Annotated in this window: 11 protein-coding genes; 8 read left to right on the top strand and 3 right to left on the bottom strand. The window is 32.8% G+C overall.

What is annotated here, in order from left to right; all coding sequences use genetic code 11:
* The first annotated feature begins 233 nt into the window (after positions 1-233).
* Positions 234-4,778, top strand: coding sequence for a LamG-like jellyroll fold domain-containing protein (locus GIY83_RS18935; protein WP_208682869.1), 4,545 nt, complete (start codon positions 234-236; stop codon positions 4,776-4,778).
* Positions 4,779-5,055: 277 nt separating this feature from the next.
* A complete protein-coding gene (locus GIY83_RS18940) occupies positions 5,056-8,136 on the top strand; it encodes a T9SS type A sorting domain-containing protein (protein WP_208682878.1) in 3,081 nt (1,026 codons plus the stop codon).
* A gap of 77 nt (positions 8,137-8,213) precedes the next feature.
* On the opposite strand, the gene GIY83_RS18945 is transcribed toward GIY83_RS18940, so the two are convergent.
* Complete coding sequence (locus tag GIY83_RS18945; protein ID WP_208682880.1) at positions 8,214-9,071, bottom strand: MBL fold metallo-hydrolase; 858 nt, start codon at positions 9,069-9,071, stop codon at positions 8,214-8,216.
* A 224-nt stretch (positions 9,072-9,295) separates the two neighbouring features.
* Positions 9,296-10,222: a hypothetical protein gene (locus GIY83_RS18950; protein ID WP_194615151.1), complete on the bottom strand. Its 927-nt coding sequence runs from the start codon at positions 10,220-10,222 to the stop codon at positions 9,296-9,298.
* A 371-nt stretch (positions 10,223-10,593) separates the two neighbouring features.
* Between GIY83_RS18950 and GIY83_RS18955 the strand changes: the two genes are divergently transcribed.
* From GIY83_RS18955 to sufD, 5 genes are all read left to right on the top strand, one after another.
* Positions 10,594-10,923, top strand: coding sequence for an iron-sulfur cluster assembly accessory protein (locus GIY83_RS18955; RefSeq protein ID WP_065451634.1), 330 nt, complete (start codon positions 10,594-10,596; stop codon positions 10,921-10,923).
* Between the two features lie 69 nt (positions 10,924-10,992).
* Positions 10,993-12,441, top strand: a complete 1,449-nt coding sequence (sufB, locus tag GIY83_RS18960; RefSeq protein ID WP_194615150.1) for a Fe-S cluster assembly protein SufB — start codon at positions 10,993-10,995, stop codon at positions 12,439-12,441.
* Positions 12,442-12,448: 7 nt separating this feature from the next.
* Positions 12,449-12,937, top strand: coding sequence for a flavodoxin family protein (locus GIY83_RS18965; RefSeq protein ID WP_194615149.1), 489 nt, complete (start codon positions 12,449-12,451; stop codon positions 12,935-12,937).
* A 13-nt stretch (positions 12,938-12,950) separates the two neighbouring features.
* Positions 12,951-13,697 (top strand): Fe-S cluster assembly ATPase SufC, encoded by a 747-nt coding sequence (gene sufC, locus GIY83_RS18970; RefSeq protein WP_017494567.1) that lies wholly within the window; start codon positions 12,951-12,953, stop codon positions 13,695-13,697.
* A gap of 65 nt (positions 13,698-13,762) precedes the next feature.
* The gene (gene sufD / locus GIY83_RS18975; protein ID WP_194615148.1) at positions 13,763-15,079 is read left to right on the top strand and encodes a Fe-S cluster assembly protein SufD; all 1,317 of its coding nucleotides are present in this window, start codon (positions 13,763-13,765) and stop codon (positions 15,077-15,079) included.
* A gap of 492 nt (positions 15,080-15,571) precedes the next feature.
* Here sufD and GIY83_RS18980 read toward each other — a convergent pair whose 3' ends face one another.
* Positions 15,572-16,921, bottom strand: coding sequence for a serine hydrolase (locus tag GIY83_RS18980; RefSeq protein WP_208682882.1), 1,350 nt, complete (start codon positions 16,919-16,921; stop codon positions 15,572-15,574).
* A 221-nt stretch (positions 16,922-17,142) separates the two neighbouring features.
* Between GIY83_RS18980 and GIY83_RS18985 the strand changes: the two genes are divergently transcribed.
* A complete protein-coding gene (locus tag GIY83_RS18985) occupies positions 17,143-18,357 on the top strand; it encodes an aminotransferase class V-fold PLP-dependent enzyme (RefSeq protein WP_194615145.1) in 1,215 nt (404 codons plus the stop codon).
* Positions 18,358-18,409 lie beyond the last annotated feature (52 nt).

Consider the following 18,409-nt stretch of genomic DNA (forward strand, 5'->3'; position numbering starts at 1 on the left):
TTCAATAAAATCATCCAAATTCATAAACTATAAAATTTATATTTATCTACTCTTTAGCTTTTCGGTATCGGCTTATTTGCCAATATATAAAATAATATTTACAAATAATAATATTAAAATAAATAAAATCTTATAATTTTAATGATTGAAAATAAATTACTCATTACGTTATCCCGTAAGGAAAAACAATATAAATAAGTTATACTTGTGTGGGCAAATTCTAAACCAATTCTATGAAAACAAAACTACTTTTACTGTTGTTATTTTCTTACTTATCAACAAATGCGCAATGCTGGAAAGAAGTAACTTCTGGATACAATTTCAATGTAGCTATGCAAAACGATAATAGTCTATGGAGCTGGGGCAGCAACAAAGAAGGTCAATCAGGAGATGGCACTTTACTAAACAATTCTTCGCCAAAAAAAATAGGAACAGATACTGATTGGAAAACAGTAGTTACCGGAACTGATCATGCGGTCGCCCTAAAAAAAGACGGCTCTTTGTGGGCTTGGGGTAGCAATAAAAATGGGCAATTAGGAGACGGTACCACCATAAATAAAAATATTCCTAAACAAATAGGGCCTGCTACTGATTGGCAAACAATTGCAGCAGGAAATCAATATACAGTTGCAATCAAAAAAGATGGAACTTTATGGGCCTGGGGAGATAATTATTTTGGACAATTAGGCAATGGTACAAGTTCAGGACCCGGCATCCCTAAACAGGTTGGAACAGATAAAGATTGGAAAACGATAACGGTAGGTTATCGTCACACAATTGCCTTAAAAACAGATGGAACTTTATGGACCTGGGGAAGTAATGATGATGGAAAATTAGGTGATGGTACTACTAAAAATGGCTATTCACCAAAAAAAATCGGAACAGATACTGACTGGAAGACGATCTGTGGAGGAGGGAGTCATACTCTAGCTATAAAAACAGATGGATCTTTATGGGCTTGGGGACAAAATACATATGGTGAGTTAGGAAACGGCACAACTATGGATAGCTATATTCCGATAAAAATAGGAACATCCACAGACTGGAAAACTTTAGGTGCGGCGGGAGATCATTCAATTGCAATAAAAACTGATGGCTCTTTATGGACCTGGGGATATAATTCACACAACGAATTAGGAAATGGCAAATATTCAAACAGCCTTACACCAGTACAAATAGGGACTGGAAAAAGCTGGCAGGCGGTAACTGCAGGCTGGTACTACACAACTGCAGTAAGTACTGATGGTATTATGTGGACTTTTGGAGATAACGCAGATGGACAATTAGGTGATGGTACAACTGTTAATAAAAATGTACCTGTAGTTGTTCCTTGCTCTGATATGTTGAGTCTTAATATAAATACGGTAAATGTAACTTGTTTAGGCATGCATAATGGTTCTGCAACTGCTAGTGCAGGAGGAGGAACCGCTCCTTACACTTATTTATGGTCTACCGGAGGAACAAGTTCTTCCGTGAAAGATCTAGCACCTGGCACATATACATGTAAAGCAACAGATGCGTCTTCATTAACAACTATTAGTGCTTTTACAATTACTGAGCCCAATCTTATCTCTTTTGTTACAACAAGTATTGATACCTGTAATGATAATAACGGAAGTATCTCCATTATCGCAAATGGAGGAACAAAACCTTATCAATATTCTATTTCAGAGCTTGAAAGTTTTCAAGATTCAAATATCTTTAATAATTTATCTGCAGGAAATTATTCTGTAATGGTAAAAGACGCCAATGGATGTATCACAAAGTCAGATTATGTAATAATTAATTCAAACACTACTCAACCGCCAACTGCAAATTCACAAACATTTGATAAAGCCGCAACCGTTGCCGATTTAACAGCCAGCGGTACAAACATTAAGTGGTATGCCGATCCTGTATCGTCTAATGTGTTAAGTTTATCAACTGTTTTACAAACAGGTACATATTATGCATCGCAAACAATCAACGGATGTGAAAGCTCTTCAAGATTAGCAATAACTATAACCATTAAGCCAATTCAGATTGATGATAAAATACCTACAAATGGTTTGATCGCTTATTATCCTTTTAGTGGTAACGCAAATGATGTTAGTGGAAATAAATCAAATGGATCTGTTACTGGTGCTGTTTTAACAACTGATAGATTTGGTAACAGCAATAGCGCCTATAGTTTTGAGGGAGCCGGCAGTTATATTGATGCTACTATTGCCAATATACCTCAAGGCAATGCTACAAGAACAATTTCTGGCTGGTTTAAAACAAATACTCCAAATCCAGGTGAAAATGGAGATGTATGTATTTTTAATTATGGCGCGTTATCAAGATTACAAAGATTTGGACTTACTATTTATTCGAAAGGTTATCTTGAAACTTCAACCGGGCCAAATGCCATAGGCGATGATTTTTATGTAAACAACTTTAATTACTTAAGTAATGACTGGTATTTTTTTACACTTACCTATAACGGAACCAAAGTATCATTATATGTAAATGGTGTATTTGTTTCAGAAAAAAATGCTGCCTTAAATACTACGAACAATCTTTTTAGAATAGGAAAACGAATTTCAGGAGATACAACTAATGAGTATTTTAAAGGAGAAATCGATGATATTGGCATCTGGAATCGTGTTTTGACTCCGGAAGAAATTTCAGCTATGTATACTCCAGGTGAGCAGCCTGCTTATACTTTAATTCCAGATCCGAGTTTTGAACAAAAATTGATCAATTTGAAATTAGATAGTTTTCCAGTTGATGGAAAAATCCTGACATCTAATATTAACACCTTAACTTCCTTAAATGTTAGTAAAAGTAATATTTCAGATTTAACAGGAATACAAGACTTCGTATCATTAACTAATTTGAATTGCAGTCAAAATAGTCTGAAAGCATTAAACGTAAGTAAGAATACCGCTTTGACTGTTTTAGATTGTAATAACAACCAGATTGCAAATTTAGATGTAAGTAATAATCTTGTCTTAACTGAGTTAGTTTGCTACTCAAATAAATTAAACTCTTTGGATGTTAAAAAAAATACTGCTTTAACAAAATTAGATTCTGGTTCAAACCAATATACTTCATTGGATGTAAGTAATAATACTGCTTTAACATTTTTGGGATGTAATACCAGCCAATTAACCACTTTAGATCTAAGTAAAAATACCGCTTTAAATCTTCTGGATTGCCGTGAAAATAAAATAACCACCTTGGATGTTTCTAAAATCACTACATTAACAGAGCTATATTGTCAGTCTAATCAATTAAAAGATTTGGATATAAGCAAAAATAAAGTTTTAGAATTTTTAAATTGCTCAAAAAATCAACTAACCACTTTGGATGTTAACCTAAATACTGCCTTAGTCGGTTTATATGCTAATTCTAATCAATTAACAAGTCTAAATTTGAAGAATGGAAGCAATGATAAATTTGCATATCTAAATCTTATAAACAATCCAAATTTAACTTGCATTCAGGTTGATGATGTTACATTTGCCAACACAAATTGGGCAGCTAAAAAAGATGCGAATGCAGATTTCAGTATTAATTGTTCAGAAGAGTATACATTAATACCTGACCCTAATTTTGAACAAAGATTAATTAATATAGGAGTCGACATTGATGGCAAAAACGGAAAGGTGCTAAATAAAAGTATATCAAGTTTAAAATATGTGAATCTTAATTCTAGTTCAATTAAAAACCTAACAGGGATAAGCGGCTTTGTTTCTTTAAAAGGCTTAAGAGTTTCAAACAATCAATTGACTTCTTTAGATTTATCTAAAAACATTCACCTCGATACTTTATATTGCAATAAAAACAAACTTAGAACTCTTAATTTAAAAAATGGAAATAATAAAAATTTCTACAGCAAAATATCCGATTTTTCAGACAATCCTGATTTAACCTGTATTCAGGTTGATAACGCAGAATATTCTAATGCAAATTGGGTAACTATAAAAGATGAAAACGCTCAGTATAACAATGACTGTCCACCATTCTATGCTATTATTCCAGACGATAATTTTGAACAAAAACTAATCGATTTAGGAATTGATACTGATGGCCTAAATGGAAAAATCACAATTACAGACGCAAGTTCTATTACTTCTTTAAATCTTTCAAACAGTAATATAAAAGATCTAACCGGAATAGAATATTTTACCTCATTAACTATTTTGGATGTCAGCAGCAATCAGCTGACAACTTTAGATGTAAGTAAGAATATTGAATTAGAGACACTAAACGCTTCTTCAAATCAGCTTACCACATTAGACTTATCCAGAAACACTAAGCTGACAATAGTATATGTAATCAATAATCCATTAGTTACATTAAATATAAGAAATGGAAACAATCACAATTTTATTCTGCCGTCAAATACTGGTAAAAAATCAGCTTCCGGTATATATACAAGCTTTTTAGGGCTTACAACTCTTAGATGTATTCAAGTTGACGATGCAGATTATTCAAACACCAACTGGTCTAAAATTAAGGAAACAACCACAACTTATTCAAACACTTGTAAATCATTAGGTCTTGAAGACAATACTTTCGACAAAGTTGTAATCTATCCAAACCCAACTAAAGGAGAATTAAACATAAATAATATTGCTTTAGAAAAAGCAACCGTTTACAATTCGCTAGGTCAATTGATAAAATCTTTTACATTAAATTCAAGCAATACCGCGAATACAATTAATTTATCCGGTTTACCAAAAGGAGTTTATTATGTCTATTTAATCAATCAGGATTCGGCTTCGGTTAAGAAAATTATCATTGAATAAATAAGTTGTAGAAACTAAAAAATCCCATTATTCATTTGTTTGAAAATGGGATTTTTTTAGTTGAACTCAGCCATATTTAAACATATAAAATTCAGCAAGAAAAAACAATATCTTAAGTAAGAAAATGATTCATAATGTATACTTGTATAACTAATCATAAATTTAATCTATGAAAACAAAACTACTTTTATTGCTATTACTGGCAAATTTCACTTTTTATGCCCAAACGAATTTAGTCCCAAATGGCGGATTCGAAAAATGGGCAAGCGCAACCGTATTGTCCGATTGGACAACTCAAAACAATATCGCCCAAAATACTGCAGATTATTGGGAAGGATTCAACAGCGCAAGACTATCTTTTACAAATAGTGCCTTGATTCCGAAAATTACAACACAAGTTTCTTTAACTGCTGGGGTTACCTATGTAGTTAAATTTAAATACAAATATTTGAGCAGCAATTATAACGGCTCTCATCCAATTGTATTAAACATTAGTAAAAACGGAAGTTCGACAACCCTTTCCACTAGTTATTTTGCCACAAATAACAACTGGACAGCAGTTGAAACTACTTTCACACCAGATCAAAATCTATCTTATAATTTAAGTATTTCTTTAAATACTCTTGATAATATCGGGTTTAATGCCATTGTAGATCATGTACAGATCTATGTTAAAGGAACCGAGCAATATACCCTTATTCCAGATTTGAGTTTTGAAAAAAACTTGATTGCTCTTGGTCACGACTCTGGCCCAACAGATGGAAAAGTGCTAACAGCTAATATTTCTACATTAACTTCTTTAAACATTACTTCTAATAGTAATGCGGTTGGTTTAGTTAAAGATTTGACGGGAATCCAAGATTTCACAGCATTAACATTACTAAATTGTCAAGGCCAACAATTGACAACTTTAGATCTGACTAAAAATACTGCTTTAGCTACTTTAAATTGCCAAAACAACTTGCTAACAAACTTAAATATTTCTAAAAACTCCTCTTTAACTACTATTATTTGCAATAATAATAAACTAACAAATCTTGACGTTTCTGAAAAATTAGCCTTGACCAACTTACAATGTACATCTAATAAATTAATAAGTCTGGATGTTTTAAAAAATACTGCCTTAATCACGCTACTTTGCGACAAGAACTCACTAACAAGTCTGGATATTTCAAAACTCATTGCTTTAGTCACTTTAGATTGTTCAGCGAATTTACTAACAAGTCTGGATGCTTCAAAAAACATAGCTTTGACATCTTTATATTGTACAGACAACTCCCTAACAAGTGTAAATGTAAAAAATGGAAATAATAAAGCTTTTTACTGGAATTCTATTTATCATTTGAGTTTTTCTGGAAATAAAGATTTGAAATGTATCACTGTAGATGACATAGTCTATTCAAATAAAAATTGGACGGGAAACAAAGAATCTGGGGCTACTTATGCCTTAGCTTGTGATGGGCGGTACACCGCTATTCCTGATCCAAGATTTCATCTAGAACTAATAAATCTCGGACTAGATTCAGGTAATTTTTCTGGAAAAGTACTAACAGCAAACATTTCTTCCCTGAAAACTCTTGATGTATCTTCTAAAAACATCACAGATCTTACAGGAATTGAGGATTTTACTGAATTAACTTCCCTAGATTGCAGTAAAAATAAGTTGTCTTCAATAGATATTTCAAAAAATATTGCTTTAACGACATTAAATTGTTCATATAATTATACAATAGATTTTCTTGATGTTTCTAACAATATTAATTTAAAAATCCTAAGTTGCCATAGTCTAAAAATAAGAGATTTAAACCTAAAAAATAATTTAAAGCTGACTCAACTAACCTGTAGTTATAATGCTTTGACTAGTTTAGAAATTCCTCATAATCCTGATTTTAATTATCTTGATTGTTCTAATAATCGATTGGCACAGATAGATGTTTCGAAGAATACTAAATTGACTTACTTTGATTGCTCCACTAATAAGTTAACGAATCTTGATGTTTCAAATAATGGTTCTCTAACTACTTTTTATTGCAACTCTAACAATCTGTTTAACCTGAATGTAAAAAATGGCAATAACCTTAGATTGAGTAAACGTAATTTTATCGACAATCCAAACTTGACATGCATCAATGTTGACGCTTTTAGCACTTCGAGTTGGGGTCCTAGTAAAGATCCAAAAGCTTTTTACAACTCAAACTGCAGTGGTGAAAATACTCCTTATACTCTTATCCCTGATCCCGCTTTTGAGCAAAAATTGATAGACATAGGAGTTGATACTGATGGTAAAAATGGAAAAGTAATTACAACTAATATATCTTCACTAAAATCATTAGATGTGTCTTCTAGCAATATTACAAATTTAACAGGAATTGAAGATTTTACATCTTTAACGTACTTAGATTGCGGTTCAAATAAAATCTCCAATCTCAATTTAACGCAAAATACTGTTTTAACTACTTTGTTTTGTCCCAAAAATGATCTGGAAGGTTTGAGTCTTTACAAAAATACATTCTTGACTTATTTAGATTGCAACACAAATCGATTAAAAGGACTCAATGTATCTTACAATACAGCCCTAACTTATTTAAATGTAAGTAATAATTCTATTTTCAACGATTTTCAAGATCTATATGTGGCTCTTAATACTGCCTTAACAAATTTAAATTGTTCTTATAATAAATTGACGACTTTAGACATAACTAGAAATATAGCTTTAACCACTTTTGACTGTAGTAACAATCTACTGAGAACTTTAAATGCGAATAAAAACTCGGCCTTGGTGACTTTTATTTGCAATAATAATAAACTAGAACGTTTAGAAGTGACTAATAACGTGGCCTTAGCGACTTTTATTTGTAATGATAATAAACTAGATTATTTAGATGTAACTAAAAATGTTATGTTAAACAAATTTGATTGTCAATATAATAATTTGCGGTATTTGAATTTGAAAAATGGGAATAACAAAAATTTTGATATGACTTATTCTAATTTCGCAAACAATACTCTAACTTGTATTAACGTAGATGATGAAAATTATTCAAATGCAAATTGGTCGGATAGAAAAGACGCTAAAACCGTTTATTCTTCAAATTGTGCCACTTTAGGTGTTGAAGATTCAGTTTTTGAAAAAGCCGTAGTTTATCCAAATCCGACTAAAGACCAGGTTCATATTAACAACATTGTTTTAGAAAAAGCAAACGTTTATAATTCATTAGGCCAGTTAGTAAAATCATTTACTTTTAGCAATGGCGAAAGCAATAACGCAATTAGCCTATCTGGTCTACCAAAAGGCTTTTATTATGTTTATTTAATAAATGGCGATGCCGCTTCAGCGAAGAAAATCATCGTTGAATAATATAATTTAGTACAACTAAAAAATCCTGTTTTCACAAATATTTGAAAACGGGATTTTTTTATGTTTTAAATCATCTTCTAAAGAATATCTTCACAAGTAAAAACGTCTTTCAATCGAACACCTTTTTCTGTTTGTTCTACCGTTATAATCTGATTGTGTGCATCGTGCTCTAAAAACAAATAATAGTTATTATCTGCCGCTGCGTTCAAAAAATTAGATTTTTCCGGCATTGTCAATAAAGGTCTTGTATCGTAACCCATAACATACGGTAGCGGAATATGTCCGGCTGTCGCCAATAGATCGGCACAAAAAACAATGGTTTTATCTTGATATTGAATATGCGGAATCATTTGTTTTTCGGTATGACCGTCAACATAATAAATTCCAAAATTCATTTCTTCAGAAAATCCAAAATTAGCTTCAGGACGCTTTATAAAATTCAATTGTCCGCTTTCCTGCATGGGTAAAATGTTCTCTGATAAAAAAGAAGCTTTTTCACGAGCATTAGGTTTTGTTGCCCATTCCCAATGATTTTCATTTGTCCAAAACTTGGCATTTTTAAAAGCCGGCTCATAAAAAGTTTTATCTGAATTCCATTGTACACTTCCTCCACAATGATCAAAATGCAAATGCGTCATAAAAACATCAGTTATATCGTCCCGGCTAAAGCCATATTTTGCTAATGATTTATCAATAGAATGCGTTCCCCAAAGCGAATAATAGCCAAAAAACTTTTCAGATTGTTTATCGCCCATTCCGGTATCGATTAAAATCAGACGATTTCCGTCTTCAATTAACATGCAACGCGCGGCAATATCAATCAAATTATTATCGTCTGCGGGATTGGTTTTGTTCCAGATTGTTTTAGGCACAACACCAAACATAGCGCCACCATCTAATTTAAAATTTCCTGATTCTATTGGGTAAAGTTTCATAATAGTACATTTCTAATATTGAAAACAAAGCTAGGAAATACAATCTCTTTTTGCTAAGTATTCTCAAAGAATGTTTTTCATGTAAATGTAAAATTGCCCACAGATTAAACGGATTGAACCGATTTTCGCTGTATTTTAATTTTAAAAACAGCGAACATAAAACGCTCAAAATTAATAGTAATCTGTGTAAATCAGTTAAACCAGTAAAATCAGTGGACTGAAAATTATTCAAGAGTAATCGAAGTGCTTCCCATTATTTCTTGTTTGTCGAAGAAGTTGACAAAATAAGTTCCTTTTTTAAATGCATTTTCGTCGGCATTTAAAATCCCGTAGACATTTGCCGCCTTTCCCTGAAAATCAACGGCCACAATAAAACTATAAACTAACGCTTTATCATTTCCAAATTCGATTAATTTGTTTTCACCCAGAACCTTATTTTTCTGATCTAAAACCTGAATATAAAAAACTTTCTTTCCCGTTTTTGCAACCGCATTTCCGTTGACAGAAAAACTCACTTTCAGCTTTTTAGTATTTTTTGCTTTCTCTGTTTCCAGCTCTTGTCCGGATTTTTTTTCCTTAAGCGCGATTACACCAAAATTACTCGTCACCAGTTTCGAAGCATCTTTTAAGGTCGATTCTAATTTTTTTTGTTTAGAAACCAAAGTATCATTTTCAGTCTTTTGTTTGTACATGACAACATTCTGACTTTCTATTTCACTAAGTAAATTTTTATTCTGAGATTTTAATTTTTTAATTTCAACAACTTTAGATGCTAATGCAATCTTCATGTCCGAGAGTTGTTTTCTATAAACCTGAATTTGTTCAGCAGAGGGATTTTCTGAAGCTTTGATAATTTCCATCAGGTTTTCGATGTTTCTTTTTTCAAGTTCTAATTGTTGAGACAAAGAGGTCTTCTCCAAAATAGCTATATCATAAGCTAACTTTAAAGTTGTCAAAGAATCTAAAATATTTTTTTGCGAAAGTGATTCAGGACTTAAATCACTAAATTTCTGATCTTTTGTTATCTCTTTGATTTTCTTATCAGTCTCATTTGATTCTTTACTAAAAATAAAGACTGTAGCGCCTATTCCAAAAACAAAAAACACTGCTAAAAGTGCTTTAACCCACTTATTTTTGTATTGTTTCTTCATAATTACTCCCAATTTTCTGCAAAAGTAATAATAAAAAATCGCCCTCAATACGTATAAATACGCTTTTTTAACACTTAATAGTAAATATTGATAAGTAAATCCTACAAAAGAAACAGCTTTTTAAATTTTCGATAAAAAATGCTAATAAAACAAATAAACCACATAAACAATGATATTTGATTTAGTAATATAACTAATATCTATTTTAACATTTGTTATAATAATGTGAACCGTTATGGAAAAAGGTTTTTAAGTCGTATCTTTGCAGATAATTTCATTTCAACATTGAAAGACAGCACTTTAAAATGTAATCATTTAATTACTGTTTTGAATGCAAATTCGAATGAAAGCAAAAACAAATACCATAAACAATGATAAAAGTTTCTGATACAGCCAAAAAGAAAATCATCGACTTAATGAAAGATGATGGTTTTGATGCTGCACATGACTACGTAAGAGTAGGCGTGAAAAGTGGCGGATGCTCTGGTTTGTCTTATGATTTAAAATTTGACAAAGCCAAAGGCGACGACGATAAAATATTTGTAGACAACGACATAACGATTGCAGTTGAAAAAAAATCATTTCTGTATTTAGCCGGAACAATTCTTGAATTTTCAGGCGGATTAAACGGAAAAGGTTTTGTGTTTAACAATCCAAATGCAAGTAGAACTTGTGGTTGCGGAGAATCATTTTCGCTATAAATTAAAGTCAAAAAGCAAAAATTTAAACGCTTAAGATCTTAAATTTTAAGCGTTTTAAAAAACTAAAAAATGTCAAAATACACTGAAGACGATTTAAAAATCGAACTCGAAACTAAAGAATACGAATACGGATTTTATACTGATATAGAATCAGAGACATTTCCTATTGGCTTAAACGAAGATATCGTAAGAGCTATTTCTCTTAAAAAAGAAGAGCCTGAATGGATGACCGAATGGCGCATCGAGGCTTTTCGCGCATGGAAAGAAATGATCGAACCGGAATGGGCAAATGTTCATTATCAAAAACCGGATTTTCAGGCAATCTCATACTATTCAGCTCCAAAACAAGTAGATCCAAACAAAACTTTGGATGATGTAGATCCGGAACTTCTTGAAATGTACAAAAAGTTAGGTATCTCTGTCGATGAACAAAAAATGATGAACAATGTCGCTATGGATATTGTTGTCGATTCTGTTTCTGTGGCTACTACTTTCAAAAAAACATTGGGAGAAAAAGGAATCATTTTCTGTCCAATTTCTGAAGCTATAAAAGAGCATCCGGAATTAGTTCGTAAATATTTAGGAACTGTTGTACCTCAAAAAGACAACTTCTATGCAGCATTAAACTCAGCAGTTTTCTCTGACGGAAGTTTCTGTTATATTCCAAAAGGAGTTCGTTGCCCAATGGAACTTTCAACTTATTTTAGAATCAACCAGGCAGGAACGGGACAATTCGAAAGAACTCTTGTTATTGCTGACGAAGGAAGTTACGTATCATACCTTGAAGGTTGTACCGCTCCAAGTCGTGACGAAAACCAATTACACGCTGCTGTAGTTGAATTAATCGCTTTGGATGATGCTGAAATTAAATATTCTACCGTTCAAAACTGGTTCCCTGGAAACAAAGAAGGAAAAGGTGGAGTTTATAACTTCGTAACCAAAAGAGGTTTATGCGAAACAAACGCTAAAATTTCCTGGACACAAGTAGAAACAGGTTCTGCTGTAACCTGGAAATATCCTTCTTGTGTATTAAAAGGAGACAATTCGGTAGGAGAATTTTACTCAATTGCCGTTACTAATAATTACCAACAAGCAGATACTGGAACTAAAATGATCCATTTAGGTAAAAACACTAAATCGACTATTATTTCTAAAGGTATCTCGGCTGGTAAATCACAAAACAGTTACCGTGGATTAGTGCAAATTAGCCCAAGAGCTGAAAATGCAAGAAACTTTTCGCAATGTGATTCTCTTTTAATGGGGAATAATTGTGGGGCACATACCTTCCCTTACATCGAAAGTAAAAATCCATCGGCTAAAATAGAGCACGAAGCTACTACAAGTAAAATTGGAGAAGATCAGGTTTTTTATTGCAACCAAAGAGGTATCCCAACTGAAAAAGCGATTGCCTTAATTGTAAACGGTTTCAGTAAAGATGTATTGAACAAATTGCCAATGGAATTTGCTGTTGAAGCTCAAAAATTATTAGAGATTTCCTTAGAAGGATCTGTAGGTTAATTGCGAAATGGAAGGTAAGAAAGTAATCATTTTAGGTTCATCCAGAAAAAACGGAAACACAACCAAAATTGTAGATGAAATTGCTAAAGAAACCGGAATAGACGTAATTAATTTAAGTGATTATAATATTTCTCATTATGATTACGAAAGTAAAAATATAGAAGACGATTTTTTGCCTTTGATAAAAGGAATACTGGAGAAATACGAAACTTTAATTTTTGCAACGCCCATATACTGGTACAATATGAGTGGAATAATGAAGGTTTTCTTTGATCGCTTTTCAGATTTAATCCGAATTGAAAAAGAAACCGGACGAAAACTAAGAGGAAAGAAAATTGGTGTAATATCAAATTCACACGATAATGAAATCGAAGATAGTTTTTACATTCCGTTCAAAAAAACAGCCAATTATTTAGGCATGGAATATTTAGGACACGCGCATTTTAATGCCAACATCCTAAACCAGACAACAAAAATAGAATTGACATTTATATAAAATAAAAAAAACAATGTTATCAATAAAAAACCTTCACGCCTCAATTGGTGATAAAGAAATCCTTAAAGGAATTAATATAGAAGTTAAAGCTGGCGAAGTACACGCTATCATGGGACCAAACGGTTCCGGAAAAAGTACACTTTCGGCTGTAATTGCCGGAAACGAAAACTACGAAGTTACTGATGGAGAAGTTTTCCTTGACGGAGAAGATCTTGCTGATTTAGCTCCGGAAGAAAGAGCACACAAAGGAGTTTTCCTTTCTTTTCAATATCCTGTAGAAATTCCCGGAGTAAGTGTTACGAACTTCATGAAAACTGCAATCAACGAAACTCGTAAAGCAAACGGTCAGGAAGAAATGCCTGCTAACGAAATGCTAAAAGTAATTCGTGAGAAATCTGAATTATTAGAAATCGACCGTAAATTTTTATCCCGTTCATTAAACGAAGGTTTTTCTGGTGGTGAGAAAAAAAGAAATGAAATTTTTCAAATGGCAATGTTAGAACCAAAATTAGCCATTCTTGACGAAACCGATTCTGGTCTTGACATCGATGCTTTAAGAATTGTTGCTAATGGAGTGAACAAATTGAAAAGCGAGAAAAACGCGATTATCGTGATCACGCACTACCAACGTTTGTTAGATTATATCGTTCCGGATTTCGTTCACGTTTTATACAACGGAAGAATCGTAAAGTCAGGCGGAAAAGAATTGGCTTACGAATTGGAAGAAAAAGGATACGACTGGATTAAAGCAGAAAACTAGTTTACAGTTACAGTTTACAGTTTACCAAACTCATAACTTATAACTCATAACTTATAACTAAAGAAATGGATTTAAAAGAAAAATTAGTATCGTCTTTTATGGCTTTTGAAGAGCGTGTCGATGTACATTCAGATTTACATGACATTCGCACAAACGCCTTAAAGAACTTTGAAAATAAAGGTTTCCCAACCAAAAAAGAAGAAGCTTGGAAATATACATCGCTAAACGCCATCTTAAAAAATGACTTTACGGTTTTTCCTAAGCAGGAAAATGCAATAGAATTTAATCATGTAAAAAAATACTTTTTACACGAAATCGACACTTATAAATTAGTGTTTATTGATGGTGTTTTCAGCTCGCATTTGTCTTCTACCACACACGACGGAATCGATGTTTGTTTGATGTCTTCGGCATTGACCAAACCAAAATATAAAATGGTTATTGACAAATACTTCAACCAAATTGCCAGCAAAGACGAAAGTCTGACTTCGTTAAACACTGCTTTTGCAAGTGAAGGAGCTTTTATCAATATTCCGCAAAAGAAAGTCGCTGACAAACCTATCGAAATCATGTATTTCTCTACAGGAAACGAAGCTGCTTTATTGGTTCAGCCTAGAAATTTGATTATTGTTGGAGAAAATTCTCATGTTCAGATTATCGAGCGTCACCAAAGTTTAAATGAAAATCCTGTTTTAACCAATTCAGTTACAGAGATTTTTGCTCAAAAACGTGCTATTGTAGATCACTACAAAATTCAAAACGATAATATCGAGGCGAATTTAATCGACAATACTTACGTTTCTCAACAACAGGAAAGCCATGTTTATGTACATACTTTTTCGTTTGGAGGAAATCTAACGCGTAACAATTTGAATTTTTATCACTTTGGTGAAAGATTGACAAGTACGCTAAACGGAATCACTATTATTGGCGAGAAACAACACGTTGATCATTATACTTTGGTAAACCACGCAACGCCAAATTGCGAAAGTTTCCAGGATTATAAAGGAATTTTCGCTGATCGTTCAACAGGAGTTTTCAACGGAAAAGTATTGGTAGAAAAAGAAGCTCAAAAAACAAATGCTTTCCAAAAAAGCAACAACATTTTATTGAGTGACAAAGCTACCATCAACGCAAAACCACAATTAGAGATTTTTGCTGATGACGTAAAATGTTCTCACGGTTGTACCGTAGGACAACTTGACGAAACGGCAATGTTCTACATGCAATCTCGTGGAATCCCGAAAAAAGAAGCTAAAGCTTTATTGATGTACGCATTCTCGAATGCTGTTATCGAAAGCATTAAAATACCGGAATTAAAACAAAGAATTACTAAAATCATTGCTACAAAATTAGGCGTTAATTTAGGATTTGATTTGTAGAAAGCTCAACCGCAAGGTTCGCTAAGATTTACGCAAAGTTCGCAAGGTTTAGATTTAAACTTTGCGAACTTTACGCTTTTATACCATGCTCCCGATAACTATCGGGATTGCGGTTAAATTTGTTTTTGATGAAAAGTTTTTAGTAAATTAAAATTATTATCAAAAAGGGGAGAATAAAAAAAGTTTATTGGTTCCTCTTCCAAATTTATTTTGAATATAATTTTCCCTATACCAATCTTCTCTATGTCTTTTAAATCGATCTTTATATCATCGAAATAAATATTTTTTTCATCAAATTCTATCGTTTTAAACTTCTTGAATCTTTGAATCAAAAAGAATGTAAATAAAGAAAATATTACACAGAAAAAAAATGCAGAAATTTCCTGAATCAGGATACTATATATCAAAAAACCAAGTGAACCTATAAAAATTATTTTAAAGACTAAATTGTATAAAAAACCAATTTCGTTATTTAACTTATATTTCATAAAATTATTTCTTCACACTATCAATTATCCCTTTCAAAAAACCATTAAAATCAAATCCCTGATCGTCTTCTTTCAGTCCCATTCTCACAATTACCATATCCAAAGACGGAATAATCGCCACCATTTGGCCTTGATATCCGCTGCAATAAAACATATCACGAGGAGCATCCGGAAATTTTCCTCCGGCATTTAGCCAAAATTGCGCTCCATAAGCTCCGTTAGATGTATTGGTTGGCGTAGCAGAATATTTTACCCAGCTTTCATCCAGAATTTGCTCTCCGTTCCAGTTTCCTTTATGCAGGTATAATAACCCAAATTTTGACCAATCTCTAGCTGTTGCCCAGGCATATGATGAACCTACGAAAGTTCCGGACATATCTTGCTCAACAATCATCGAGTTCATTCCGATTTTATCGATTACAGCGCTGTACCAAAAATCAAGATATTCTTGCTGCGTTTTAAACTGACTTTTTAAAATTCCGGACAATAAATTGGTTGTTCCTGACGAATAATTCCAATGTGTGTTGGGTTTAAACTGAGCTGGTTTCTCGCGCTGTACTTTTGCCATATCTCCAGACTGAAAAAGCATTATTGTAGCATCACAAATTTTACTGTAATTCTCTTCCCATTCTAAACCTGAATTCATATGAAGCAAATCGTTTATAGTAATGATTTTACGTTCGTCATTTTGCCATTCAACAATTGGTGCCGGTTTATAAATATCAATTTTTCCTTGTTTTGCCAAAACTGCAAAAGCAGAATTGGTGATGCTTTTTGTCATCGACCAGCCTAAAATCTTGCTTTCTTTATTAAAGCCTTTATCGTATTGTTCGGCTATCAATTTATCTTTATACAAAACCACAACTGCTCGGGTGCGTTTTACTTTTCCTCCATTTTTATCAAAAGAATCATCAACGGCTTTTTTTAGTTTGGTATAATCTATGTTCGAGAACGCGGTGTCTTTTGGTTCATTATTGCCATAAGGAAAAGCAAGATTATTGACTAATTTAGTTCGTTTAGGAAGTAAATATGGCTTCGAAACATCATAATCATCATCTATTAAAGTGGCACCTAAACCTTCACGATAAATCGCTTTTCTTTCTTTTAAACCATAGACCGAAGATGTTGCAAATTTCCCGGCTTCATCAATTGTATTTGTTGCCAAATCCATTAACGGAATATCATTATCTCCTTTTTCAATCAATTCTTTCGATCTGTGATCTAAGAAATGTCCCGAGGCAATACTTTTGGCCGAAAAGCCAGAGATCAATTCAAGCTTTGGATAAGTGGTAAATCCAAAATAAAAAACTGCAATCAGTAAAACAAGCGCCAGTAACCTGATGATTTTTTTCATATTCACAAAAGATATTTTTACTGCAATATAAATAATTTATCTTCACGATTTTAGCATCTAATTCACATTTTGGATTCACATATTTTACAAAACGTAACTTAATTTTATAGAATCAATATTCAATCCTTCGATTGATAGTACCATAAAAGGAAATTATAGTTTTGATCGATAAACCAATTTAGTTTTAGTACTTTTGTAGATAGAATTTTTCTAAATAAGACATGTTAGACATCCAAAAAATAAGAGCTGATTTTCCGATACTTTCGGAAAAAGTAAACGGAAAACCATTGGTATATTTCGATAACGGAGCAACCTCACAAAAACCACAAATTGTGATCGATGCGATCGCGACATATTATCAGGAAATAAATGCCAATATTCACCGTGGTGTTCACACACTAAGTCAATTGGCAACTGATGCTTACGAAATTTCAAGAGTAAAAATCCAACATCATATCAATGCTAAGTTTTCGCACGAAGTACTTTTTACTTCCGGAACAACGCACGGAATCAATTTAGTAACCAACGGTTTTGCTTCTATATTACAACCTGGTGACGAAGTAGTAGTTTCCTCTTTAGAACATCATAGTAATATTGTACCTTGGCAAATGTTATGCGAGAAAACCGGAGCAACTCTTAGAGTGATCCCAATGAACGAAGACGGTGAACTGATTATGGAGGCTTTTGACGCTTTACTTTCAGAAAAAACTAAAGTGGTTACGGTCAATCATATTTCGAATGCATTAGGAATCATCAATCCTATCAAATACATGATCGAAAAAGCACACGCTGTTGGCGCTGCAGTTTTGATCGATGGCGCACAAGCTGTTCCGCATTTAAAACCGGATGTTCAGGATTTAGATTGTGATTTTTATGCTTTTTCCGGCCATAAAATGTGCGGTCCAACCGGAACCGGGATTTTATACGGAAAAGAAGAATGGTTAAACAAATTACCTCCTTATCAGGGTGGTGGCGAAATGATCAAGGAAGTTACTTTCGAAAAAACAACTTATGCTGATCTTCCTCATAAATTTGAAGCCGGAACTCCAAACATTGCCGGCGGAATTGTTTTAGGAACTGCTGTTGATTATTTAAATCATATTGGTTTTCACAACATTCAAAAACAAGAAGAAAAATTACTGGAGCATGCTACAAAGCGTCTTTTAGAAATTGAAGGTTTGAAAATTTACGGAACCGGAAAAAATAAAGCTTCTGTAGTTTCGTTTAATATAAATGGAATTCATCCTTACGATATTGGTTCTATTATCGATAAATTAGGAATTGCCGTTAGAACCGGACATCATTGTGCACAACCCATCATGAACTTTTTCTGCATTCCCGGAACGATCCGTGCTTCATTTTCTTTTTACAATACAATAGAAGAAATTGATGTAATGGTTGAAGCGGTGAAGAAAGCAAAAACCATGTTAAGCTAAAAAAATTATGCGAATACTATCTTTATTGCTCTTAACGATTTTCATTGGAACA

Origin of the sequence: Flavobacterium sp. SLB02 (genome assembly GCF_009664855.1) — a bacterium.
Lineage (GTDB): Bacteria > Bacteroidota > Bacteroidia > Flavobacteriales > Flavobacteriaceae > Flavobacterium.

Bases quoted from the DNA above. Each gene is read 5' to 3' on its own strand.
- GIY83_RS18935 (WP_208682869.1), top strand. From the start codon at position 234: ATGAAAACAAAACTACTTTTACTGTTGTTATTTTCTTACTTATCAACA.
- GIY83_RS18945 (WP_208682880.1), bottom strand. From the start codon at position 9,071: ATGAAACTTTACCCAATAGAATCAGGAAATTTTAAATTAGATGGTGGC.
- GIY83_RS18950 (WP_194615151.1), bottom strand. From the start codon at position 10,222: ATGAAGAAACAATACAAAAATAAGTGGGTTAAAGCACTTTTAGCAGTG.
- GIY83_RS18955 (WP_065451634.1), top strand. From the start codon at position 10,594: ATGATAAAAGTTTCTGATACAGCCAAAAAGAAAATCATCGACTTAATG.
- sufB (WP_194615150.1), top strand. From the start codon at position 10,993: ATGTCAAAATACACTGAAGACGATTTAAAAATCGAACTCGAAACTAAA.
- GIY83_RS18965 (WP_194615149.1), top strand. From the start codon at position 12,449: ATGGAAGGTAAGAAAGTAATCATTTTAGGTTCATCCAGAAAAAACGGA.
- sufC (WP_017494567.1), top strand. From the start codon at position 12,951: ATGTTATCAATAAAAAACCTTCACGCCTCAATTGGTGATAAAGAAATC.
- sufD (WP_194615148.1), top strand. From the start codon at position 13,763: ATGGATTTAAAAGAAAAATTAGTATCGTCTTTTATGGCTTTTGAAGAG.
- GIY83_RS18980 (WP_208682882.1), bottom strand. From the start codon at position 16,921: ATGAAAAAAATCATCAGGTTACTGGCGCTTGTTTTACTGATTGCAGTT.
- GIY83_RS18985 (WP_194615145.1), top strand. From the start codon at position 17,143: ATGTTAGACATCCAAAAAATAAGAGCTGATTTTCCGATACTTTCGGAA.